Source organism: Methyloversatilis sp. (assembly GCF_030698125.1).
Taxonomy (GTDB): Bacteria; Pseudomonadota; Gammaproteobacteria; order Burkholderiales; family Rhodocyclaceae; genus Methyloversatilis.
In genome coordinates this window covers 1-23,523 of sequence record NZ_JAUYNV010000005.1, presented here as the reverse complement: position 1 = coordinate 23,523, position 23,523 = coordinate 1, and the positions used below count along the sequence as shown (strand labels likewise).

Here is a 23,523-nt window from a genome sequence, read left to right as displayed (position 1 = left end):
CGATTCCCTTACTGTCCGATGGAGAGGGTCTTGAGCATCAGCTGCTTCGCGGTATTCATCATTTCCGCGTTGGTCTGATACGAGCGGGAGGCGGAAATCATGTTCACCATCTCTTCCACCACATTGACGTTGGGCATCTGCACATAGCCTTCGGCGTTTGCAGCCGGATTGTTCGGGTCGTAGGTGGTGCGAAACGGCGCTGCACTTTCGACGATCTGCGTCACGCGCACGCCGTTGGCGTCGCCGCCTTCGCTGATCGGGCGCACTTCGAACACCACCTGCTTGGCGCGATAGGGCTGACCATTGGACGAGGTCACCGAATCCGCGTTGGCCAGATTGCTGGACACCGTGTTCAGGCGCACCGACTGGGCGGTGAGTGCGGAACCTGCGATGCCGAATACGTTGAACATGTTGCCCATGATCTGTCTCCTTACTGGCCCTGAATGGCGTTCTGCATGGTGCGCAGACGGCCGTTGATGAAGGTGAGCAGCGCCTCGTACTGCACGGTGTTCTCGGCGAAGGCGGCACGCTCGACGTCCATGTCCACCGTATTGCCATCGAGGCTGGACTGCGTTTCGGTGCGGTACTTCAGCGAAGCGTCCATCGACGCGTCGCCCTTGGCTTCGATATGCCGCGCCGACGTGCGCGCCAGTTCGACCGGGCCACCGAGACGTCCCCCCATCGCGGCTTCCAGCGCACCGCGGAAATCAACGTCGCGCGCCTTGTAGTGCGGTGTATCGGCGTTGGCGATGTTGGCGGCCAGCGTTTGCTGGCGGGATGCCCGCACGCCGAGGGCGGCTTGCGGCAGGTCGAGCAGTTTGTCGAGAGGGTTCGGCATGATGGGTATCCCATTGCAGCTATCGTGCCAGCCACTCTATGACCCGATTGCCGGTCTGGATCGGCAAAAAAGGACGGTTGGTGCCCCGCCTTTCAAGGCTATCTGCCGCCCGGAAGCGGCAAACCTTGCCGCTTCCGGGCTCTGTCACTCACCGCAAACCCAATGCCCGAAAGGGTTTGCGGGGCGGCAAGTGCGGATTGCGGCAACTGTCGCTCTCAAACCGGAACAAGGCGGTGCTTTCCGCCCTATTTGCGCCATCACGACGCAGGCTCCGGTGGTGCAATGAAAGCCTTGCCAAGGAGCCCGCCATGATCCGTCGTCTGCTGATCCCCTCATGTATTGCACTGTGCAGCACTGCACTGGCTGCGCTGCCGGTGGCGCCGGGCAGCGAACAGTTGCAGCGCGCGGTCAGCGATTTCCTTCAGCAGCAGACGGCCGGGTTGCCCGGTCAGGCCAGTTTCGAGGTGGGCCAGGTCGATGCTCGGCTGGCCCTCGAAAGCTGTGCCGCTCACGAGGTATTCCTGCCGACCGGCAGCCGCGCCTGGGGGCGCGTGCAGGTCGGCGTGCGCTGTATCGCGGGAGCCAGCTGGACAATCTACGTACCGGCGCGAGTCAAGGTCAGCGGCGACTATCTGGTCGCTGCGCGCTCGCTCGGTCGCGGACAGATCATCGCCGACGGCGATTTCGGCTTCATGCGCGGCGAGCTGACCGAACTGCCACCCAATATGGTCAGTGATCCGCAGCAGGCGATCGGCCAGACGGTCAATGCCGCCATCGGCGCAGGCCAGCCGCTGCGCGCCGACTGGCTGCGCGCACCGGTCGCGGTGCAACAAGGCCAGCAGGTGAAATTGTTCGCGCGCGGCGACGGCTTCTCGATCAGCCACGACGGACGCGCACTGGCCAACGCACAGCAGGGCCAGATGGTGCAGGTGCGCACCGGGCGCGGCCAGGTGGTCAGTGGCGTCGCCCGCCCGGGCGGTCGGGTGGAGGTGGTCTATTGAGTACTGCCCCCTGACATCAACAGGTCGGTCGCCACCGGCCCCGCTGCTTGGTATATTCATGAGCCTGCCGCCGTGTAGGACGGCTCCCTACAAAAAGTCCTAAAGTTTTGTACGGGGACCGTCGTAATACGAGTCGAACGTCTTATGAAAGGGTTCATCGTGAAAATCGACGGAACTGGAAAACCGCTTGCACCGACGGCAACTTCGGCTACCAAGAGCAGCTCGGCGAACAATCCGACGACTGCAACTTCATCTGCCGCCGCACCCGGCGCGCAGGTCGACATTTCGGGCACGTCCTCGCGACTGCGCGAACTTGAAGCGTCCGTCGCCAATGTGCCGGTGGTCGACAGCGCACGCGTCGACGAGATCAAGCAGGCCATCGCAGACGGCCGCTTCAAGGTCAACGCCGACCGCGTGGCCGACAGCCTGATCGAAAGCGTGCGTCAGATGCTGAACACGCGCCCGGCAGCCTGATGGCCGCAACCGAGCCGGCTGCGCAGACTGCAGCAAGGTTGGCCGCACTGATGACCGAGGAAACGGTGACCTTGCGTACCGCCCTCGGCTATTTGCATGCCGAACGGCGCGCCCTCGAAGCGGGCGAAGTCGATACGCTCGCCGTGCTGGCCGCGCGCAAATCCGAAGCGTACGGACGTCTGGCGCAACTGGGTGACGCGCGCACTGCGCTGCTGGCCCGCGCCGGCAGCAAACCGGGGCGCGACGACATCGAAGCACTGTTCCAGAGCGCTCCCGACTGGGCTGCGTGCAGGCTGCCCTTCAAGGAACTCATCGGGCTGGCCCGGGAAGCCCACGACCTGAACCAGGCCAACGGCGTACTCATCCGGGCGCAAATGAAGTCCAGCCAGCAGGCGCTGGCGGTGCTGATGTCGGCGTCGGAACAGGCTTCTACCTACGGGCCGGACGGCCAGTCGATGGCGCGAACGACCAGCCGCTCACTCGGCAGCGCCTGAACTTCCCTGGAGTACTGACTGCGCCCGCGGCTTCTGCCAGCGGGCTTTCTGGCGCTTGCGCGACGCGCTACAGTTTCGGGAAACTCGATCCCAGACTGCCTTCGGGTACGTCGGCCGGCCCGGATGGCGTCTGACCCGGCGCTCTGACGCGCTCGGTCGAGTAGGTTTCGATGCGGATCGACACCCGGCGGTTCTTCGCCCGCCCGTCTTCGGTCGCATTGTCGGCCAGGGGCCGCTGGTCGGCCAGACCGGCGGCGGTCAGTCGGGTCGACAGGATGCCTTCGTCGGCGAAGACCCGCGTCACAGCGCCTGCACGAAGCGCTGACAGTTCCCAGTTGGATCCCAGCCTGCCGCCGGCCGGGACATTGTCGGTATGGCCTTCGATCACCAGCGGGAAGTCGGTGTAGAGCAACACGCGCGCGATCGCGCCGATGATGTCCTGCGCTGCCGGCTCGAGCACGCTTTCACCCGGGCCGAACAGGAATTTCGCGTCGAGATCCACCGTGATGCCCAGCGCGCCCTGGGTGACGCTGGCCTGCCCTTCACGGGTGAGCGCCGACAGCGCCTGCTGGATGTCCTTCGCTGCCTTGTCCGCACGCTCGCGCTGTTCCTGCGCTTTCTGCGCAGCGCGATGGGCACGCAGTTCATCGATCTCGATCTGCATGCGGGCACTCTGATCGGTTGTCGGCAGTTCGATCAGCCGCACGCCCTCGCGCGCCGCGAACGCGCTGTTCAAAGACTGGCTCAGCGTGCGGTACTTGCCGTCATTGACCTGCGAGATCGCGTACATCACGACAAAGAACGCAAACAGCAGGGTCACCAGATCGGCATACGAAATAAGCCACCGATCGTGGTTCTCGTCGGAATCGGGCACATAGCGACGCTTCCTCACGGTTCGCCTGCGCACTCAACCGGGTACCGGCGCGACGTAGCCGAGCAAGCGGCTTTCGATGATGCGCGGGTTGTCGCCGTTGGCGATGCCGGCCAGACCGTCGACGAACATTTCGCGCAGGCTGATCAGCTGGGTGACATGCATCTGGAGCTTGCGCCCGATCGGCAGGAAGATCAGGTTCGCGCTGCCGACACCGTAGATCGTCGCCACGAAGGCGGTGGCGATGCCCGCACCGAGCCGGGCCGGATCGCCCAGGTTCTCCATCACGTGGATCAGACCCAGCACCGCGCCCAGAATGCCTATCGTCGGTGCGTAGCCAGCCGCGGCGTCCCACACACGCGCCGCCTGTCGCAACGTGGTTTCGTAGGTGGTGATCTCGACCTCCATGACTTCGCGCAGGCGTTCCGAATCGGCGCCGTCGACCAGCAGCTGAATGCCCTTGCGGAAAAACGGGTCAGGTTCTTTGCCGATGTGCTTTTCCAGCACCAGAATGCCTTCGCGTCGCGACAGCGTGGCCCAGCCGACCAGTTTGCGGATCATGTCGTCGGGTAGCGCTGCCGGCGCAGAAAAAGCCCAGCCACCCATGCGCATGCCGCGCATGAAAATGGGAAAGCGGGTCTGCAGCATGGTCGCGCCCAGCGTGCCCCCGAGAACGATGACCAGCGCGGCCGGCTGGAACAGCGATGACAGGCTGCCCCCTTCGAGCACCTGGCCCGCCATGATGGCGGCGATGCCCAGAGCCAGACCGACGATGCTGAGACGATCGACACGCATGGGATATCGGGCCGGCGCGCGCTCAGGTGCGCGCCGAGATGCGACTGCGCAGGCGCGCGATGGCCTGGCTGTGCAACTGGCAAACGCGCGATTCCGAAACCCCGAGGATTTCGCCGATCTCGCGCAGGTTCAGGTCTTCTTCGTAGTACAACCCCATGACGGTCTTTTCGCGATCCGGCAGGTCGCCGATGGCGCGCACCAGTACATCGCGCATGTTCTTGTCGAGCAACCGGGCCAGCGGATCGAGATCTTCGGTGCCGACGCTGTGACGATCCAGATAGTCATCGTCGTCACCGTTGGTGAAATCCTCGAAATAGACGAGCTGATAGCCACGCGCCTCCTGCAGCATCTTCTGGTACTCGCCCAGCGGCATGCCGAGCGATTCGGCCAGTTCGCCTTCGGTCGGCTGACGGCCCTTGGCCTGCTCCAGCGTGGTGATGGCGGTTTCGATGCGGCGCATGTCGCGCCGCAGGCTGCGCGGCAGCCAGTCGTTTTCGCGCAGGCCGTCGAGCATGGCACCGCGGATGCGCTGCACGGCATAGGTTTCGAATTGCGCGCCCAGGCCTTCTTCGTAGCGGTTCATCGCATCAAGCAGCCCGAGCATGCCGTTCTGGATGATGTCTTCGACCTGCACGCTGGCCGGCAACTTGGCCATCAGGTGGTAGGCGATGCGCTTGACCAGCGGCGCATAATGCTTGGCGAGCTGGTCGCGGTCCAGTGTTCCGGATGCGGTATACATAGGTCTTCCTCTGCTTCGGCCGGCTGCGCGATCAGGCTACGCGGGCCGACAGCCCGTCTGGCAGTCCGGCCGGATCGCCGGACTGGGTATCGTTATGCGGCAGCAACATACCGGGTTTTTCCGTCTCGCGGGTCACGAAGAGCTTTTCGGCAAGATCACGTCCGATCTTGAGGGCATCGTCACCCGCCACGACAAAATTCGGCCGCTGATAGCCGGCAGGCAGGCAACCCAGCCAATGCAGCGCGCTGCCCAGATGTTCGCTCACCACGCCGTTCAGGCTGGCGAAGGCCTGACGGGCGTCCGACACCGAACGCGCGCGGCTGACACCGACATGAACCGGGCGCACGGCCCCGGCCGACAGCGGCGCATTGCCGGTCAGATGACGCTTGATCAGTGCATAGGCAGCGGTGATGCTGACACCGGATGCGGCCGTCACGACGGCCAGACGGTCGGCGCGCCGGGCCAGTGCCGACAGTTGCGATTCCTCGAGCGAGCAATCGACGATCAGCAGTTCGGTTTCGCGGGTCAGTTCAATCAATGCTTCGTCCAGCGCCTCGAGTTGCAGCCGGTTCAACTGCCTCGAGTTCTGCGCAAGCCGCGCCGCCGGCACCACCGATACGCCGTGTTGCGAAAGCAGCGGTACGGACGCCAGCGGTGCATCGCGGTTGATCGCCTGCAACAGGTCGAGCCGCGATGTCAGCCCCAGCCGGGCGGTCGCCGAACCCAGCCCCTGATGTTCGTCGATGACGGTGACGCGCAGGCCGCTGCGCGCCGCTTCGATGGCGGCGCCCAGTACCACCGAGGTCGCACCGACGCCGGCCATGGCGCCTGCAACGCTGATGCGCTGGGACGGGTAGCGGCGGAACATGGCGCGCAGCCCGGCGGCCTGGTCCTTCATCGAATCAGCCACGGCTCACCTCGCTGCGTGCGGTGCGACGCGATGACGCCATGACCAGTCCGGCGTCCTGTGTCGACAGGTGCTGCGGCGAATCCTCACCGGCCGCACGCAGTGCGCGATGCAGCAGGTAGGCGCGATTGGGCAGGTGCAGGTCTTCCGGCACGCGCTGACCGTTGGCAACGTAGAACAGCGGCAGCTGGTGGCGCATCAGCACGTCGAGCACCGGCCCGAGCGTGACCGACTCATCGACCTTGCTGATGATGGCACCCGCCAGGTCGGCCCCGCCATTCGGCGCTGAATAGGCGCGCACCACATCGTCGAGCGCATCGGCACGGGCCACCGCATTGAGCAGCAGCAGGCGGCGCACATCGCCGCTGGACGACAGCATGGCGATCTGTTCGGTCACCGCCTGGTCGCGCTGGCTCATGCCGACGGTGTCGATCAGCACCATGTGCTTGTCGCGCAGTTCGACCAGCATGCGGCGCAGGTCGGAGCCATCGCGCACCGCATGCACCGGCACACCGAGGATGCGACCGTAGATGCGCAGTTGCTCGTGGGCGCCGATCCGGTAGCCGTCGGTGGTCAGCAGCGCCACCTTGTCGGCACCGTGCCGCACCACGCAACGCGCGGCCAGCTTGGCGGTGGTCGTGGTCTTGCCGACACCGGTCGGGCCGACCAGCGCATACACGCCGCCGCGGTCGATGATGTCGGCGTCGGAATTGAGCGTGATCAGGTCGCGGCCGATCAGCGTGCGCAGTTCGTTGCGCGCGGCGGCCAGCGAGTCGGAGGCGCCCAGCTGGTCGAGCAGCCGGTAGGTGGTGGTCGCGCTGAAGCCGGATTCCAGCATTTCGGCGGCGAGCGTAGCGTTGAGCGGCGATGTGCGCGACATTTCACCCCAGGCGAAACCGGCGAGCTGCTGTTCGAGCATGCGGCGGATGCTGCCCAGTTCGGCGCGCAGCGCACCGTCGATTTCGGGCGCCCGGTCGGCCACCGGCACGGTCGCGCGTTGCGGCGCCGGAGCGGCTTCTGAGGTCGAACGACGCTGGGCAACTTCGGCGTGGGCGCCGAGCTGCACCGGATCGGCCGGCGCAGCGTCGGGCCGCACCTGTTCCATGCGGGTGTTGGCGGCCGGGATGTCACGGCCATAAGCCATGTCGCGCAGCTCGCTCGGCGTGGCCGGACGGGGTTTGTACGGCTGCCAGGGCTTCGGTGCGCGCACCTCGGTACTTGCTGCAGCCACCCGGGCGGCGCTTGGCGCGGCGCTGCGTGCGGCGACACTGCTCGACAGCGTGAGCTGGAAGTCCTCGTCATCGGCTTGCGGCGCCATGGCGACCGGTTTCGCCTTCGGTGCCGGCTTTCTGGCCGCCGCCGTCATCGCGTCGAGTGCGTTGGCCGGCAGCGCAAGAATTTCCACCCCGCCTTCGACCGGTCGGTTGGACAGAACGATGGCGTCCGGGCCGAGCTCTTCCTTGATGCGACGAAGTGCGTCGCGCGCACTGGCTGCGAGATATTTGCGAGGCGTCATGATTTGACTCCGATGACAGAGGTCACTTTGATGGTGCGTGTTTCAGGAACTTCGGAATTGGCAACAACTTTCAGACTCGGTACCGCGCGGCGCAGGAAGCGTGACAGCAGCCAGCGCAGCGGCGCCGGCACCAGCAGTACGGCCGGCAGACCCATTTCTTCCTGTTGCTGTGCGCTGCGTGCGACTTCATGCATCAGCGTATCGGCCAGACCCGGTTCGATGACAGACCCGTCACCGCCGGCACCCAGCGCCTGACCGAGCAGGCGTTCGAGGCCCGGATCGAGCACCATGACCTGTACGTCAGCGTTGCCGGGGAACAGCTGCTGCACGATGGCGCGACCCAGCGCCACGCGGACACGGGATGTCAGTTCCAGCGTGTCCTGGGTGCGCGCTGCGTAGTCGGCCAGCGTTTCGATGATGGAACGCATGTCGCGAATGGCTACGCCCTCTTCCAGCAGACTCTGCAGCACACGCTGAACGGTGCCGAGCGGCAGCGCCTTGGGCACCAGATCTTCGATCAGGCGCGGCTGATCCTTGCCGACGTGGTCGAGCAGCGCCTGCACTTCCTGCCGGCCAAGCAGTTCGGCGGCATGGCTCAGAATGAGGTGGTTCAGGTGGGTGGCGACGACGGTGGCGGCATCGACGACGGTGTAGCCCAGCGCGTGCGCCTGTTCGCGCAGGCCCTGTTCGATCCACACCGCCGGCAGGCCGAACGCCGGATCCTTCGCTTCGCGGCCGGGCAGCGCACCGGCCACCCGGCCAGGGTTGATCGCCATCAGGCTGCCCGGGTAGGCATCGCCGCTGCCGACATCGACGCCTTTGAGCGTAATGCGGTAGCCGTTGGGCTTGAGTTCGAGGTTGTCGCGGATGTGCACCGGCGCGGTCAGGAAACCGATTTCGGCCGCGAATTTCTTGCGCAGGCCACGGATGCGCTTCAGCAGTTCGCCGTCCTGTCCGCGATCGACCAGCGGAATCAGGCGGTAACCCACTTCGAGACCCAGCGTATCGACCGGCACCACGTCGCTCCACGCCGCTTCCTGCGACTCGGGCATCACCACATTGGCGCCTTCGGCAGCCTGCGCCGCAGCCGCCTGCTCAGCGGCCTCCTTCGCCTTCGGTTGTGCCTGGGCATTCGCGCCACGCCACGCCAGATAGCCCAGCACCGATGCGAGCAGCAGGAAAACGAAGTTGGGCATGCCCGGGATCATGCCCATCAGACCGAGGATGCCGGCCGAAATCGCCAGTACGCGCGGGTCGCCGAACAGCTGACCGATGACCTGACCGCCGACGTCCTCGCCACTGCCGACGCGCGACACCACCAGACCTGCAGCGATTGAAATGATCAGCGCCGGAATCTGTGCCACCAGGCCGTCGCCGATGGTCAGCAGCACGTAGGCCTTGGCAGCTTCGCCGGCGCTCATGTCGTGGTCCATGACGCCGATCAGCAGGCCGCCGATCACGTTGATGAGCAGGATCATGATGCCGGCGACCGCGTCGCCGCGGACGAACTTCGAGGCGCCGTCCATCGAGCCGTAGAAATCGGCCTCGTCGGCAATTTCCTTGCGCCGGCGGCGCGCTTCGTCCTCGCCGATCAGGCCGGCGTTGAGGTCGGCGTCGATCGCCATCTGCTTGCCGGGCATCGCGTCCAGCGTGAAGCGCGCGCCGACTTCGGCGATGCGCCCGGCGCCTTTGGTCACAACCACGAAATTGATGACGGTCAGGATGATGAACACGATGATGCCGACCGCGTAGTTGCCGCCGACCAGGAAGTGACCGAACGCTTCGATCACCTTGCCTGCGGCATCCGGCCCGGTGTGGCCTTCCAGCAGCACGACGCGGGTGGATGCGACGTTCAGCGACAGCCGCAGCAGCGTGGTGACAAGCAGGACGGTCGGGAAAACCGAAAAATCGAGTGCGCGCGTGGTGTAGAGCGCCACCAGCATCACCATCACGGACAGCGCGATGTTGAAGGTGAAGAACACGTCCAGCAGGAAGGTGGGCAGCGGCAGCACCATCATCGACAGGATGAGGATGATCAGTATCGGCGCAGCCAGTTGCTGGATGTTTGGTGTACCGATTGCCTGCCGGAGCGAGAGGGAAGAAGCCATGGCAGTATTTCAACGCACCGGGCCCCTCTCGAACCCCGGAAAGAAGCGGGGTTTTCCCCGGCTATTGGCGCGACTGAAACGCCATGTCCTGACCGGAGCCCTGCGCTTGCGCGCGCGGGCGGCGGATTCGCTCCGGAAATGGATCCTTACAAACAGGGGTCGCTTTCATTTACTCGGGCATGCGTTACTGGCGTTCACGCGCTGCACCCACAGGAGAACACGATGAACACACTGGTCCGCACTACTTCGACCCGTTCGCTGCACCCGGCGCTGTGGGTGGCTGCGCTGTCGATCACCGCCTTCAGTGCGGTCGGCATCGCGTCGATGACCGGGATGCTCGAACGCTCGCCCGCGCCGGCATCGGCTCAGGTGGTCGCCGCGGCCAGCATCGATTCACTGGCTGCGACGGCGGTGACACCGGTTTCACCGATCGCAGAAGCACCTGTCGTCACGCACGCACCTCCCAAGGCGATGGCCGCTGACAGGCCGGTCGCGAAGGCGGTACCGCCGAAAAAGGCCGAGCCGACGCAGTATGCCGACGCGCGCCCGGTGCGCGTGGCAGACCGGACCTACGATCCGGGCATCGACATCACGGCGGCACCGCCACGTGACATCGAACGACCGATCGACGCGTCGCGCGCGGATTCGTACCGTATTGAGAACGATTACCGGTCAGCGCCGGCGCCACTGTGTATAGACTGCGGCATCGTCGAGTCAATTCGCGAAGTACAGGCGGCGGCCGATCCGAGCGGTCTGGGCGCCGCGGCCGGTGGCGTGGTGGGCGGCCTGCTCGGCAACAACGTCGGCAAGGGCAGCGGCCGCACGGTGGCCACGATCATCGGCATCGCCGGCGGCGCTTACGCCGGGCACCAGATCGAGAAGACACAGCGCAAGACGACCCGGCACGAAGTGGGGGTGCGCATGAACAACGGTGATTATCGTACGGTCACGCTGGACGCCGCGCCGGGCTGGCATGTCGGCGACAAGGTGAAGCTGCAGAACGGGAACCTTGTCCGGGGCGACTAGCGAGTCATTTCAGGATTCCTCGTCCTCTCTCTCCGTGAGGATGTTTTTCCGGGCACCTCAGGGGTGCCCTTTTTTTTCATTTTTCTTGTTGCTCTTCGGGCGTCAGCGTACGCGCTCAAGACGCACCACTTCTTCATCACCTGTATTCAGCGACACCTTGCCATCCAGGATTCGCGCGTCGGCTGACTTTCGCACATGCAGATTGCCACCGGCCACTTCGAAGCTGCCGTCGCCACTGATCAGCATCAGCGCCATGTCGAGCTCGTCGCCAAAAAGCTCGCCGCGCGCGGTGTAGCGCACATGGGTGAGCTGCGTGCCATCGGCTGCCAACGATGCGATGTAGGTCGCCCACTCCGGACGACTGTCGATACGCACCGGTTCGGATCGCAATTCGATTTCATCGCCGCGCTGGCGCAGATGCGCCGGTGTGCGCTGGCCGTCGGCGGAAATCAGCAGCCAGTCGCCGTCCAGCGTGTTCGGCACGGGGGCTGACACAGGCGCGGGTGCCTCGGCAGGTGGATAGCCGGAACGTAGCAGCACGCCGGCTCCCACAACGGCTGCGAGTGCGATACACGAACTCAAGACCAGGCGACGCCTCTCTGTTGTTCCAGCGACCGCCTTTGCTCCCGCACGCGGCACACCGAGTTGTTCGATGTCAGCGACGATGCGCGGCAAATCGACGCTCGACCAGTCATCGGTGCGCAGCGGCAGCGCGTGCCATTCGGTGACGCTGTGCAAGGGTCCGGGCAGGCTGTCGGCGGAAGGCATCGGCGTGCCATCGACGCGCAGCGGCATCAGGGTCGCGCCGACAGCGATCGCCGACTGTATCTCGCCGCGCACCGGATCGTCCGCGTCATCGATTCTCAGCCGTCCGCCATCATGACGTGCGCCAAAGAAGGCAGGCGTGATCAACAGCAGCACGATGGGCCGGTCGCCGATGGCGCTGTCGATCGCTTCACGCCAGCTACCTCCGCCACGCAGGTCATGCCGGTCGAGAAAGACCTGCTCGGCGCCGAAAACGTCGCCCAGGTCGTCAGCAAGACGGCTCGCGTCCTTGGTGCCGTCGGCACTGCGGTAGCTGATGAATATCCGGTTCATACGGGGAGCCGGGCGCCGCCACGGCGGAGATCTGACACAACAACGAGTGTATGCCCGGAACAACACCTGCAACAGTCAGCCATCAGGCCGGTGTTCGCCTGCCGTCGGATCACGAATGCAGGCTGCGTCTTCACGCGCACGACACCGCCAAGGCGTACGACGGAATCTGGGCCGGCTGTGTCGACGGACAGACCCGGCCGGTCAACCTTGTGCCGTCACCGAACCGAACACGACCGCAGGGGTGGACCTGACAGGTTCGGGTCGCTCCGGGTCAGCAGACACGCGCGAGCCGGGCCAGAACCCGCTCGCGGCCAAACGCCTCCAGCACGGCATCGATCGACGGCGTCTGCGGCTGGCCGATCAGCGCCACGCGCAGCGGGATCGCCACCTGCGGCATCTTCATGCCGCTCTCGGTGCACGTTTCCTTGATCGCTGCCGACAGTGCCGCCTTGTCCCACGGCACACTTTCCAGACGTGCCGCCAGCCTGCGCAACGCGTCGCGCGCCGGATCGGTCACGTGCTGCGCCAGCATGTCGGGCGACACGTGAAGGTCGATGTAGAAGGCTTCGAGCGCGTCGGTCAGCTCGACCAGGGTGGCTGCGCGGTCCTTGTACAGCGCGATCAGTGGTTCGAGCTGCGGACCGGCTTCCGGATCGACACCGCGACGCGCCAGTCGGCTCGCCACATCGGCGGCGAGCCGACTGTTGTCCGCCAGCTTCAGATAGTGCGCATTCAGCCAGCGCAGTTTGTCGGTGTTGAACTGTGCTGCCGACGGAGTGATGTGGTCGAGGTCGAACCACCCGACAAACTGTTCGCGCGAAAAGATTTCGTCATCGCCATGGCTCCAACCCAGCCGCGCAAGGTAGTTGATGACCGCTTCGGGCAGATAGCCGTCTTCGTCGTACTGCATCACGCTGACCGCACCGTGCCGTTTCGACAGCTTCTGGCCATCGTCGCCGAGGATCATCGACAGGTGGGCGTACTGCGGCACGGCAGCGCCCAGCGCGCGCAGGATGTTGATCTGGCGCGGCGTGTTATTGACATGATCGTCGCCCCGGATGACATGGGTAATTCCCATGTCCCAGTCGTCCACGCAGACACAGAAGTTGTAGGTCGGCGTACCGTCGGCGCGCGCGATGATGAGGTCGTCCAGCTCATCATTGGCGATCGCAATACGACCCTTGACCTGGTCGTCCCATGCCACCACACCGGTGACGGGATTGCAGAAGCGGATAACCGGCTCGACCCCCACTGGCGGCTCCGGCAGCGTGCGGCCGGGCCCCGGACGCCAGCGGCCGTCGTAGCGAGGCTTTTCGTTGCTGGCTCGCTGCTGTTCGCGCAGCGCGTCGAGTTCTTCCTGCGTGGTGTAGCAGCGGTAGGCATGGCCCTGCTCCAGCAGTTGCGCAATGACCTGCTTGTAGCGGTCCATTCGCTGCATCTGGAAGAACGGCCCCTCGTCATGCCCGAGGTCTAGCCAGTTCATGCCGTCGATGATCGCCTGCACCGCCTCTGGTGTGGAACGCGCCACATCGGTATCTTCGATTCGCAGCACGAACTGTCCGCCGTGATGACGGGCGTACGCCCAGGAAAACAGCGCCGTGCGCGCGCCGCCGATGTGGAGGTAACCGGTCGGACTCGGCGCAAATCGCGTACGGACAACTTGAGTCATGGCAATGCCTGCGAAAGAGGAGCGCGCGATTGTACCGCCAGCGCAGCGGCCATTTGACGGCACTTCGCTTAACCGCTAGTATTCGCGCCCTGTCACGAATGCAGGGCAGTTAGCTCAGCGGTAGAGCACCGCCTTCACACGGCGGGGGTCACTGGTTCGATCCCAGTACTGCCCACCAATCTTGAAAGCCCGAACCAAGGTTCGGGCTTTTTTTTGCCTTGCGGGTGTGAGGATGATCAGGGCTTGGGCGGAATACGCAGCTTCTGCCCGGGATAGATCTTGTCCGGATGCGACAACATCGGTCGGTTGGCTTCGAAGATCAGCGGGTACTTGTTGGCGTCGCCGTAATAGGTCTTGGCGATCTTCGACAGGTTGTCGCCTGACTTCACGTCGTGATATTGCGCTTCCGGTTCGAGGTTGAGCACATTGAGCTGATCCTGCACCGAGGACACGCCGGCTACATTGCCGGCCGACAGCACGATGCGCTCGCGCGTCGCCTGATCGGCGCAGGTTCCCGAGACCGTGCACGTTGAGGTACTGCCGTCAAAGGACACGTCGAGCGCTGTGGCCGACAAGCCCAGCTTTTCGATATACGTCTTGATGGCGTCACCGGCGGCGCGGTCGAGTTTCGCGCGGTTTTCCGGTGTTGGAGCCGCCTTGACCTGTTCGGTTGCAGCTTTGGCCTCACCGGAACCGAAGAGCTTTTCGCCCGCATCTTTAAGAAAATTCAGCAATCCCATGTCGTGCTCCTGTGGTGTAGTGACGATGTTGTGGCGGCTTCATGATAGCCGAGCCACAAAGCAGGCCATGGAAACCTCTGGCGTAGGATAGATGCACGGTCGCCACAGGCGCGTTTGACGCGTCGCGCGTACTTATATACATTCAAGCTTGTTTGTAAAAAAGATTGCCTCATATGGTCCGACGCACCAAAGAAGAAGCTGAAGCAACGAGGTTGCAGCTTCTTGATGCCGCAGAACGCTGCTTTCGTGAAAAGGGGGTTGCGGGCACCACGTTGGACGACATCGCAAAAAACGCAGGGCATACGCGTGGTGCGGTGTACTGGCACTTCGAAAACAAGGCGGACATTTTCGAGGCGGTGTGCGAGCGCGTCACAACGCCGATGCAGGCCATGCTCGGCGACCTCGCAGCCGATCCAGGCACTGATCCGCTCGGCTTTTTGCGCAATGACGCGATCCGCGTGCTGCGCATGCTGACTGACTGCGAACGCGTTCAGGCAGTTTTTGAAATCAAGTTCTGCAAGCTGGATGGCGGGCCGGATTTTGACCGCCTGCGCAGCCGCGAACTCGAAACCCACAGCCGCTGCATCGATATGCTCGAAGTTGTCTTCGGCGCGGCGGTGCGCATCGGGCAATTGCCCCTGCACCTTCCACCACGGGAAACTGCGGAGGCGATGCACGCTTTCATTGGCGGGCTGATGCGCAGCTGGATCGAACGGCGCGACTTCGACCTGCAGAAGTCCGCGCCATGGCTGGTAGATACCTTTTTGGTTGGCCTGCGCAACGCACCGGTGCCGGATCCGGCAGGCTGACGATGCACGCACAAAAAAGGCCGCCTTCAAGGCGGCCTTTTTTGTGCGTGTGCACCATGGCTACTGCTGCTTCACCGCTTCGATCACCTTGCTGTTGATGGTGACCGGATAACGCTGGCGCAGCGAGCCCAGATAGGCGGCAAAGTCATCCTGCGAAACGGTCTGGTCGAGTTGGGCCTTGATCGCCTCGATGCGCTGCGGGTCCAGCGCTTCCTTCGGCTGCTTCACTGCGCTTATGCGGAACACCGCATAGCCTCCGTTACCCATCGGGAATCCAAGATAGGCCGGCAGCGCGTCGGCAGGCGCATTGAAGATGGCACGCACCATCTCCGCAGCCGGTCCCTGCGCCTGTGCGCGCGACACATCCTGCGGCGGCGACCAGTTCAACGGCGCATTTTCTCCCGCCTTCAATTTGGCGATGGCGGCCTCGCCACGCTCGCGCGCCATCTTTTCTCCGGCCGCAAGACCAAGCTGCTTTTCAATTTCCGCCTGCACGTCTTCGAACGGTTTGACTGAAGCCGGCAGTTGCTCGATGACACGCGCGGATACCAGCGTATTGGAAGCCGTTTCGATCGCCTGTGTGTTTCGGCGGTTCTTTACTGCGTCTTCCGAGAAAATTGCGTCACGCAATTTTTCATTGTCGAACGGTGCGGGCATCAGGAAGCCTTTGGGAATCAACGGGCTGGTTTTCACCTGGAGGCCGAGCTTTTCAGCGGCCGGTGCCAGTGAATCAGCCTGCTCATACACCGTGTTGCTGAATACTTCGGCCAGTTCGGCAAATTTACGGCGCGCCGACTGCTTCTTCAGTTCGTCGGCAATTTCCGCCCGCGCCTCGTCCAGCGTCTTACCCTGCCCGCCACGGACTTCGGTGAGCTGAATGATGTGCACGCCGAAATCCGAATCGATGACACCGCTGATCTGGCCCGGCTTGAGCGCGAACACGGCATCTTCGAATGGCTTCACCATCGTTCCACGTCCGAAATAGCCCAGATCGCCACCCGCGTCCTTCGAGCCGGGATCCTGCGAGTTCTCCTTTGCCAATTCGGCGAACTTTGACGGATCGGCGCGCAGCGTCTTGAGCAGCGCCTCGGCCTTGGTGCGAACCGCGGCGCGCTCCTCCGGGCTGGCCGATGCGTCGATCGTCAACAGGATGTGACTGGCCTTGCGTTCTTCGCCCTGCATGTAGCGCGACTGATCCGCTTCGTAGGTTTTCCGGATGTCTTCTTCGCTCACGTCCATCGTTGCGGCGAGCGCGGCTTCGCTCAGCGTCAGATATTCCACCTTGACCTGTTCGGGGACCTCGAACTGCTTCAGGTTCTCGTCGTAATACTCGCGCACCTGCTCAGGTGTGATCGCGATCTGCTCGATGAACTCGAACGGCGTGATCACCGCCTCGCTGACTTCGCGCTGTTCCTGCTGCATTTGCGCCCAGCGCTTCGCGAGCGATGCGGGAACGAACGAACTTCCGGCAATCCCGGCATAAAGCTGGCGAATCAAAAGATCCTGACGGATGCGAGCCAGCAGCCCGTCGCGGCTGTACCCCTGCGACTGCGCAACCTGGTCAAAACGCGCCTCGGAAAATTTGCCATCAACCTGAAAACCGGGAATCGCGGCGATGATCTGGCTCATGCGTGCATCGGGTACGGTCAGGTTTGTGCGCTGTGCTTCCTGGATCAGCAAGCGCTGGCTCACCAGACCATCAAGCGCCTGGCGGCGCACCTCTGCACGTTCCATGATCTTCGGGTCAAATTCCTCGCCCATCATTTCGCGCAACCTGTCCTGCTGGTCGCGCAAGGCCGCCGTGAATTCCTCCTGCGCAATCTTCGCACCGCCGACAACCGCGGCATCTTCACGCTGCACGTCGCTGTTTACATAGGATTCGACGCCGAAGAACGCGAACGGCAGGATCATCAGCAACAGGACACCCTGGACGACGCGCTTGTTGTTGCGAACCGCATCAAACATAAAGACCTTTCGCGGGGCCTGCGTACAGCAGGCGCGAAAAATGAAAAAGGCGAACCCAGGTTCGCCCGCTGTCAGTTTTGGCGGAGTGGACGGGACTCGAACCCGCGACCCCCGGCGTGACAGGCCGGTATTCTAACCAACTGAACTACCACTCCGTTCTGGTGGGTGCTGACGGGCTCGAACCGCCGACATTCGCCTTGTAAGGGCGACGCTCTACCAACTGAGCTAAGCACCCGCCGATTCCTGCGCGAGCTTCGGGCACTGCGAAAAACAGCCCGCGATGATACCTCACAAGAGGTGTCGCGGGCTGTAGTGGTGCGGACTGTCAGTGAGTGATGACCGTAGCGGCGGCAACCGCGGCGTCCTCGACTTTGGCAATCGGTGCCGCGGGATCGGCGTCCGGCAGCGCGTCGGGCTTGCGCTCCAGCGCACGTTCGAGCACCTCGTCGATCCACCTGACCGAAACGATTTCGATCGAGTTTTTCAGCGTATCGGGCATGTCCGCAAGATCCTTCACATTTTCGTGCGGAATCAATGCTGTACGGATACCACCGCGGACAGCAGCAAGCAGCTTTTCCTTCAGCCCGCCAATGCCCAGTACCTCACCACGCAGCGTGATTTCACCCGTCATGGCTACATCGGCCCGCACGGGAATCCCGCTGAGAGCAGACACCAGCGCAGTCGTGATGGCGATGCCTGCGGACGGTCCGTCCTTGGGCGTCGCACCTTCGGGGAAATGCACGTGAAGATCGACCTTTTCGAATACTTCGTCCTTGATACCCAAACGACGAGCGCGAGAGCGGACGACGGAGCGCGCAGTCTCCACCGATTCCTTCATCACGTCACCAAGCGAACCCGTGCGCTGCACGACCCCCTTGCCCGGCATCGTCGCGACCTCGATCGTCAGCAGTTCGCCGCCAACTTCCGTCCACGCCAGACCCGTCACCTGACCAACCTGATTGTCCTTTTCCGCTATGCCGAAGGTATAGCGACGGACGCCGAGGAACTTGTCCAGGTTCTTTGCATTGATGATGATCTTCGACGAACGCTTCTTGAGCACCAGACCTTTGACGACCTTGCGGCAGATCTTCGACACTTCGCGCTCAAGTGCGCGCACACCGGCTTCCCGTGTGTAGTAGCGGACGATGTCGCGCAAGGCATCTTCAGTGATCGAAATCTCTTCCTTCTTCAGACCGTTGTTCTTGATCTGTTTCGGAACCAGATAGCGCTGGCTGATATTGACCTTTTCATCCTCCGTGTAGCCCGAAAGGCGGATCACTTCCATCCGATCGAGCAGAGGTGCGGGAATGTTCAGCGTATTGGCCGTCGCAACGAACATGACGTCCGACAGGTCGTATTCGACCTCGACATAATGATCGACGAAGGTTGAATTCTGTTCGGGGTCAAGGACTTCCAGCAAGGCCGATGATGGGTCACCGCGGAAGTCCTGCCCCATCTTGTCGACTTCATCAAGCAGGAAAAGAGGGTTCTTTACCGCCACCTTGGTCATATTCTGCAATATCTTGCCGGGCATCGAACCGATGTAAGTCCGGCGGTGCCCACGAATTTCCGCCTCATCACGCACACCACCGAGCGCCATGCGCACGAACTTGCGGTTCGTCGCCTTGGCGATCGACTGGCCGAGCGAAGTCTTGCCTACACCCGGAGGGCCGACCAGACACAAAATGGGCGCCTTAAGCTTGTCTACGCGCTGCTGCACAGCCAGATACTCGAGAATGCGCTCCTTAACCTTTTCCAGTCCGTAATGGTCGCGGTCAAGCACCTTCTCCGCCTCGGCAAGATCCTTGAAAATGCGTGACTTCTTGCGCCAGGGCAGGCCAACCAGCGTTTCGATGAAATTACGCACGACGGTCGCTTCGGCCGACATCGGCGACATCAACTTCAACTTCTTCAGTTCGGATTGCGCCTTGGCGATGGCTTCTTTTGTCATGCCGGCGGCCTTGATTTTCTTCTCGATTTCTTCGAGATCTGCGCCGTCCTCGCCCTCGCCCAACTCCTTCTGGATAGCCTTCACCTGCTCGTTCAGGTAGTACTCGCGCTGACTCTTCTCCATTTGCCGCTTCACGCGACCGCGGATGCGCTTTTCAACCTGCAGGATGTCGAGTTCTGTTTCCAGCTGCGACAGCAGACGCTCAATTCGCTCCCCGGTGCCGAACAGTTCGAGTATGTCCTGCTTCTGCTCGAGCTTCAGCGGCAGGTGTGCTGCGACGGTGTCTGCAAGACGCCCCGCTTCTTCAATGCTCGACAGCGACGTCAGAATTTCCGGCGGGATCTTCTTGTTCAACTTGACGTACTGGTCGAACTGGCCGATCAGCGCACGGCGCATCGCCTCGATCTCGTGCGAGGTCTGCTCGACGGCCGGAACTGTAGTGATGTTCGCCATGAACAGCGTCTTGATATCTACAATGTCTTCGACGGTCGCACGCTGGGTGCCTTCTACAAGGACCTTCACGGTGCCGTCCGGCAGCTTCAACATCTGCAGGATATTGGCGACGCAGCCGATGCGGTAAAGATCATCCGGACTCGGATCGTCCTTGGCGGCTGACTTCTGGGCGACAAGCAGGATGCTCTTGCCGGATTCCATCGCCGATTCCAGCGCCTTGATCGACTTCGGACGACCCACGAAAAGCGGGATGACCATGTGGGGGAAAACGACGACATCCCTCAACGGCAGGAGTGGAAGCTCCAGTTGTTCCGTGACGGTTTGGAGGCTGGACATTGATATTCCTTAACGCGACAGTGTCAGGCAGATTGGGGCGGCAATGCCCGAATCAAGCCACCTGGAAGGCGCACCCGCGCTACACGACTCCGGCTCGCGGGCTTCAGTTCGACCCTGACACTTTGGGTTGGTCTGCAAACAGCATGATGGGCTTGCTTTCGCCTTCGATCACACCTTCATCAATGACAACTTTGGTGACGTTATCGATCCCCGGCAGTTCATACATGGTGTCAAGCAACGCTGACTCGATGATACTTCGCAGCCCGCGCGCCCCAGTCTTCCGCTTCAGCGCCTTGCCGGCGATGGCCTGCAGCGCCGCTGGCCGGATTTCCAGTTCTACGCCTTCCATCTGGAAAAGCTTCTGATACTGCTTGATCAATGCGTTCTTGGGCTCAATCAGTATCTGAATCAGCGCCTCTTCGTCGAGTTCCTGCAGCGTCGCCACAACCGGCAGACGCCCAACAAACTCGGGGATTAGACCGAACTTGATCAAATCCTCCGGCTCGACATCGCGGAGAGCTTCCCCGGAATTTCGGTTGTCGCGACTCTTTACTTCGGCCCCGAAACCGATACCGAACTGCTCGGTGCGATTGCGGATCACTTTTTCGAGACCATCGAAAGCACCGCCGCAGATAAACAGTATGTTGGTTGTGTCGACCTGAACGAAGTCCTGGTTGGGATGTTTGCGACCACCCTGCGGCGGCACGCTGGCCACCGTTCCCTCGATCAGTTTCAGCAGCGCCTGCTGAACACCTTCGCCAGACACGTCGCGGGTGATCGAGGGGTTGTCGGACTTCCTGGAAATCTTGTCGATCTCGTCGATATAGACAATGCCCTGCTGTGCCCGTTCGACTTCGTAGTCGCACTTTTGCAGCAGCTTCTGAATGATGTTCTCGACGTCCTCGCCGACGTAGCCGGCTTCGGTCAGCGTCGTAGCATCTGCCATCACGAAAGGCACATTGAGAAGGCGGGCGAGCGTTTGCGCAAGAAGCGTCTTACCCGAACCCGTCGGCCCGACGAGCAGGATGTTGCTCTTCGACAATTCGATTTCGTCCTTGCGCGACATATGGCGCAGGCGCTTGTAGTGGTTGTATACCGCAACAGCCAAAATGCGTTTTGCCGGGGATTGACCAATCACGTACTGGTCAAGTATCTCGCATATCTCTTTCGGAGACGGCAGGTCGCTGCGCGCACCTTTACCCGACTGCTCGCTGCTGATTTCGTCGCGAATGATGTCGTTACACAAGTCGATGCATTCATCGCAAATGAAAACCGACGGCCCGGCGATGAGCTTTTTTACTTCGTGCTGGCTCTTTCCGCAAAAAGAGCAATACAGCAGTTTTTCGGGTCCCGATTTTTTTTCGGTCATGGCTCTACTCCAGACTTCAAAGTCACTGCATAGCGTGAAGGATCAGGTCGTGCCTTCGGCGCGGGTCGTCAGTACCTTGTCAATGATGCCGTAATCACGGGACTGTTCCGCTGACAGGAAGTTGTCGCGATCGGTGTCCCGCTCAATGGTTTCAATCGGCTGACCGGTGTGATGCGCCATGATTGCGTTCAGCCGGGATCGCAAGGTCAAAATTTCACGGGCATGTATCTCGATGTCCGAAGCCTGCCCCTGAAAGCCGCCCATCGGTTGGTGGATCATCACGCGCGAGTTCGGCAAACAGAAACGCTTGCCCTTTTCACCCGCTGACAACAGGAACGCCCCCATGCTGGCGGCCTGTCCTATGCACAGCGTCGACACCGCAGGCTTGATGAACTGCATCGTGTCGTAAATCGAAAGCCCTGCGGTGACCGACCCTCCAGGTGAATTGATGTAGAAGAAAATGTCCTTGTCGGGATTTTCAGATTCGAGAAACAACAACTGCGCAACAATCACGTTCGCAGTCGAGTCATTCACCGGGCCGACAAGAAAAATGACTCGCTCGCGCAACAGGCGCGAGTAGATGTCATACGCCCTTTCGCCACGCCCACTTTGCTCGATGACCATGGGCACGAGGCCCAAGCCTACGGTTTCCGACATCATTCGTTTCACTCCTTGTTGAAGCAGGTATGCCTACTCCAAGTTTATCTGGTTACCGGCCTGTGCTCTGGATCGCCAACAGATCGCTCAACGATTCGGGTCAGTTAGACGCCATCAACTCGTCGAACTCGACCGTTTTCGGCGTTGTCTTGACTTTCGCGAGTACCCAGTCGACCACGTTATCCTCAACTACCATCGCTTCGACCTGAGCGAGGCGTTGCGTATCGCTGTAGTACCAGCGGACGACATCAGCCGGATCCTCGTAACTTTGCGCCTGTTCTTCAACTACGGCTCGGATCTGCTCCGGTTTTGCGTAGAGTTCGTGCTTCTTCACCGCTTCCGCAACAAGCAAACCAAGGCGTACTCGCCGTTCGGCTTGCGCAAGGAACCATGTCGGCTCGACAGGAATGTCCTTTACGTTCATTCCCCGCGAGGCGAGATTTGACAACGCCTCCTCGGCAAGCCGATGCGATTCCTGCTCACAGAGTGAAGTCGGAACATCAAAGGTATGCTGTTCGAGCAGCAGATTCATGACCTCATTCTTGACACGGGCATGGAGGCGCTTCTTGACTTCGCGCTCCAGATTTGTGCGAACATCAGCCTTGAGCAACGAAACATCCCCGGAGGGAACACCGAGCGATTTCGCAAATTCTTCGTCTATTGCCGGCAGCAACGGGGCTTCGACGGTTTTGATTGTCACTTCGAACTGAACGGTCTTACCAGCCAGATCTTTAACCTGATAGTCGTCGGGAAATGTAAGCGGGAAAGTTTTGGATTCACCTTGCGCCATGCCTTCTAGGCTCACTTCAAATTCCGGCAACAGCGATCCGGCACCGAGCACCAACGGAAAATCCTCCGCAACGCCACCGTCAAATGGCACCCCTTCCTGGGTCCCACGAAAATCGATAGTCAGACGATCTTCCTTGGCTGCTTTCTTGGCGGCCGCGGAGTAAGTGACGCGCTGCTTGCGGAGAACCTCGATCGTTTTCTCTACTTCACCATCACCGACGGGAAGCACCGCCCGTTCAAGAGTTGCATCGGATAAATCTGCGAGTTCGATGTCCGGATACACTTGAAAAGTCGCACTGAACGCAATTTGCCCGGGCACGGCCGACTCAAGAGCTTCGATCTTCGGATTACCGGCCACCCGAAGCTTTTGCTCGCGTACTACATTACCAAACTGAATCTGAACGGCTTCCGTGAAGGCGTCGGAGCGTGCTTGGGCGGCAAATTGTTGCTGCACCAGCTTCATTGGAACTTTTCCCGGACGAAAACCCGGCATCTTTATCGTACGTGCCATCTTGACGAGTCGGGCGGCAACATCTTTTTCGACGTCGGCGGCAACAACGGACATATTGATTGTCCGCTCGAGGGAGTTTGTCGTAGAGGTGCTCTGAGCCATCAGCCAATATCCTTGAATCGATTGAAAAAAACAGGCAAACAGGCACCTGCATTGAAGCCTTGGATAGCCTTGGAGGATAGCACAGCCCCCCGTTGGTGTCCTGCGATGCGGCCGACGCCGTTTCGTGCCAGCGCTTCAGTTGCCCACGAACCGACGCCGCCGATGCCGATGCCGACGACGAGTATGGCTGCGCGCTCGAGTGCAACCAGCGCCCCTCGTCCGTACAGACGGTCGACACCGGAGAAGGCGCGAGGCGATTCCCGCTCATCGTGAGTCGAATTCATGAGAACGCTGTCATGAGGACA

The 23,523-nt window shown here is 61.9% G+C and carries 21 protein-coding genes, 3 tRNA genes and 1 pseudogene; 6 read left to right on the top strand and 19 right to left on the bottom strand.

Translation table 11 applies throughout. The annotated features are described in order from the left end of the window. Positions 1–8: 8 nt before the first annotated feature. Positions 9–410: a flagellar basal body rod protein FlgC gene (flgC, locus tag Q8Q80_RS01895; protein WP_305631402.1), complete on the bottom strand. Its 402-nt coding sequence runs from the start codon at positions 408–410 to the stop codon at positions 9–11. Between the two features lie 20 nt (positions 411–430). Further along, the gene (gene flgB / locus Q8Q80_RS01890) at positions 431–838 is read right to left on the bottom strand and encodes a flagellar basal body rod protein FlgB (protein WP_305631307.1); all 408 of its coding nucleotides are present in this window, start codon (positions 836–838) and stop codon (positions 431–433) included. A gap of 308 nt (positions 839–1,146) precedes the next feature. On the opposite strand from flgB, the gene flgA reads away from it, so the two are divergent. The 3 genes from flgA to Q8Q80_RS01875 all read left to right on the top strand — a co-directional run bounded on the left by flgA (position 1,147) and on the right by Q8Q80_RS01875 (position 2,807). Beyond that, a complete protein-coding gene (gene flgA / locus Q8Q80_RS01885; protein ID WP_305631306.1) occupies positions 1,147–1,839 on the top strand; it encodes a flagellar basal body P-ring formation chaperone FlgA in 693 nt (230 codons plus the stop codon). A 159-nt stretch (positions 1,840–1,998) separates the two neighbouring features. Beyond that, positions 1,999–2,313 (top strand): flagellar biosynthesis anti-sigma factor FlgM, encoded by a 315-nt coding sequence (gene flgM, locus Q8Q80_RS01880; protein ID WP_305631305.1) that lies wholly within the window; start codon positions 1,999–2,001, stop codon positions 2,311–2,313. Further along, a complete protein-coding gene (locus Q8Q80_RS01875; protein WP_305631304.1) occupies positions 2,313–2,807 on the top strand; it encodes a flagella synthesis protein FlgN in 495 nt (164 codons plus the stop codon). The genes flgM and Q8Q80_RS01875 overlap by 1 nt, the downstream gene beginning before the upstream one ends. A 67-nt stretch (positions 2,808–2,874) precedes the next feature. On the opposite strand, the gene Q8Q80_RS01870 is transcribed toward Q8Q80_RS01875, so the two are convergent. From Q8Q80_RS01870 to flhA, 6 genes are read right to left on the bottom strand one after another with little or no spacing between them, the layout of a single operon-like run. Beyond that, the gene (locus Q8Q80_RS01870; RefSeq protein WP_305631303.1) at positions 2,875–3,699 is read right to left on the bottom strand and encodes a flagellar motor protein MotB; all 825 of its coding nucleotides are present in this window, start codon (positions 3,697–3,699) and stop codon (positions 2,875–2,877) included. A 15-nt stretch (positions 3,700–3,714) separates the two neighbouring features. Beyond that, on the bottom strand, positions 3,715–4,473 hold the full coding sequence (locus Q8Q80_RS01865; protein ID WP_305631302.1) for a flagellar motor protein: 759 nt from the start codon (positions 4,471–4,473) through the stop codon (positions 3,715–3,717). Between the two features lie 22 nt (positions 4,474–4,495). Further along, complete coding sequence (locus Q8Q80_RS01860) at positions 4,496–5,212, bottom strand: RNA polymerase sigma factor FliA (RefSeq protein WP_069037965.1); 717 nt, start codon at positions 5,210–5,212, stop codon at positions 4,496–4,498. A 31-nt stretch (positions 5,213–5,243) separates the two neighbouring features. Then, on the bottom strand, positions 5,244–6,122 hold the full coding sequence (locus Q8Q80_RS01855; protein WP_305631301.1) for a hypothetical protein: 879 nt from the start codon (positions 6,120–6,122) through the stop codon (positions 5,244–5,246). Then, on the bottom strand, positions 6,115–7,635 hold the full coding sequence (gene flhF, locus Q8Q80_RS01850; RefSeq protein WP_305631300.1) for a flagellar biosynthesis protein FlhF: 1,521 nt from the start codon (positions 7,633–7,635) through the stop codon (positions 6,115–6,117). The genes Q8Q80_RS01855 and flhF overlap by 8 nt, the downstream gene beginning before the upstream one ends. Continuing rightward, entirely contained in the window at positions 7,632–9,743 is a 2,112-nt protein-coding gene (flhA, locus tag Q8Q80_RS01845) for a flagellar biosynthesis protein FlhA (RefSeq protein ID WP_305631299.1), read from the bottom strand. The genes flhF and flhA overlap by 4 nt, the downstream gene beginning before the upstream one ends. A gap of 222 nt (positions 9,744–9,965) precedes the next feature. Here flhA and Q8Q80_RS01840 point away from each other — a divergent pair, with 222 nt between their 5' ends. Further along, the gene (locus tag Q8Q80_RS01840) at positions 9,966–10,769 is read left to right on the top strand and encodes a glycine zipper 2TM domain-containing protein (protein ID WP_305631298.1); all 804 of its coding nucleotides are present in this window, start codon (positions 9,966–9,968) and stop codon (positions 10,767–10,769) included. A gap of 102 nt (positions 10,770–10,871) precedes the next feature. On the opposite strand, the gene Q8Q80_RS01835 is transcribed toward Q8Q80_RS01840, so the two are convergent. Both Q8Q80_RS01835 and gltX read right to left on the bottom strand, forming a co-directional pair. Beyond that, the gene (locus Q8Q80_RS01835; protein WP_305631297.1) at positions 10,872–11,867 is read right to left on the bottom strand and encodes a toll/interleukin-1 receptor domain-containing protein; all 996 of its coding nucleotides are present in this window, start codon (positions 11,865–11,867) and stop codon (positions 10,872–10,874) included. A 271-nt stretch (positions 11,868–12,138) separates the two neighbouring features. Further along, entirely contained in the window at positions 12,139–13,536 is a 1,398-nt protein-coding gene (gene gltX, locus Q8Q80_RS01830; RefSeq protein ID WP_305631296.1) for a glutamate--tRNA ligase, read from the bottom strand. Between the two features lie 103 nt (positions 13,537–13,639). Here gltX and Q8Q80_RS01825 point away from each other — a divergent pair. After that, positions 13,640–13,714: transfer RNA gene (locus Q8Q80_RS01825), tRNA-Val, on the top strand. A gap of 58 nt (positions 13,715–13,772) precedes the next feature. On the opposite strand, the gene lysM is transcribed toward Q8Q80_RS01825, so the two are convergent. Beyond that, positions 13,773–14,276, bottom strand: coding sequence for a peptidoglycan-binding protein LysM (lysM, locus tag Q8Q80_RS01820; RefSeq protein ID WP_305631295.1), 504 nt, complete (start codon positions 14,274–14,276; stop codon positions 13,773–13,775). 173 nt (positions 14,277–14,449) lie between these two features. Between lysM and Q8Q80_RS01815 the strand changes: the two genes are divergently transcribed. After that, positions 14,450–15,085 (top strand): TetR family transcriptional regulator, encoded by a 636-nt coding sequence (locus Q8Q80_RS01815; RefSeq protein WP_305631294.1) that lies wholly within the window; start codon positions 14,450–14,452, stop codon positions 15,083–15,085. A 60-nt stretch (positions 15,086–15,145) separates the two neighbouring features. Here Q8Q80_RS01815 and Q8Q80_RS01810 read toward each other — a convergent pair whose 3' ends face one another. The 8 genes and pseudogenes from Q8Q80_RS01810 to Q8Q80_RS19775 all read right to left on the bottom strand — a co-directional run. Next, complete coding sequence (locus Q8Q80_RS01810; RefSeq protein ID WP_305631293.1) at positions 15,146–17,050, bottom strand: SurA N-terminal domain-containing protein; 1,905 nt, start codon at positions 17,048–17,050, stop codon at positions 15,146–15,148. Between the two features lie 78 nt (positions 17,051–17,128). After that, positions 17,129–17,205: transfer RNA gene (locus Q8Q80_RS01805), tRNA-Asp, on the bottom strand. A gap of 4 nt (positions 17,206–17,209) precedes the next feature. Continuing rightward, positions 17,210–17,285: transfer RNA gene (locus Q8Q80_RS01800), tRNA-Val, on the bottom strand. A gap of 90 nt (positions 17,286–17,375) precedes the next feature. Next, a complete protein-coding gene (gene lon / locus Q8Q80_RS01795) occupies positions 17,376–19,790 on the bottom strand; it encodes an endopeptidase La (RefSeq protein ID WP_305631292.1) in 2,415 nt (804 codons plus the stop codon). A gap of 103 nt (positions 19,791–19,893) precedes the next feature. After that, on the bottom strand, positions 19,894–21,159 hold the full coding sequence (clpX, locus tag Q8Q80_RS01790) for an ATP-dependent Clp protease ATP-binding subunit ClpX (protein WP_305631291.1): 1,266 nt from the start codon (positions 21,157–21,159) through the stop codon (positions 19,894–19,896). Between the two features lie 42 nt (positions 21,160–21,201). Then, complete coding sequence (gene clpP / locus Q8Q80_RS01785) at positions 21,202–21,819, bottom strand: ATP-dependent Clp endopeptidase proteolytic subunit ClpP (RefSeq protein ID WP_305631290.1); 618 nt, start codon at positions 21,817–21,819, stop codon at positions 21,202–21,204. Positions 21,820–21,916: 97 nt separating this feature from the next. Next, positions 21,917–23,218: a trigger factor gene (gene tig, locus Q8Q80_RS01780; RefSeq protein ID WP_305631289.1), complete on the bottom strand. Its 1,302-nt coding sequence runs from the start codon at positions 23,216–23,218 to the stop codon at positions 21,917–21,919. Beyond that, positions 23,218–23,523, bottom strand: a pseudogene (locus Q8Q80_RS19775) (hypothetical protein); the annotation flags it as partial. The gene tig and the pseudogene Q8Q80_RS19775, both read right to left, overlap by 1 nt.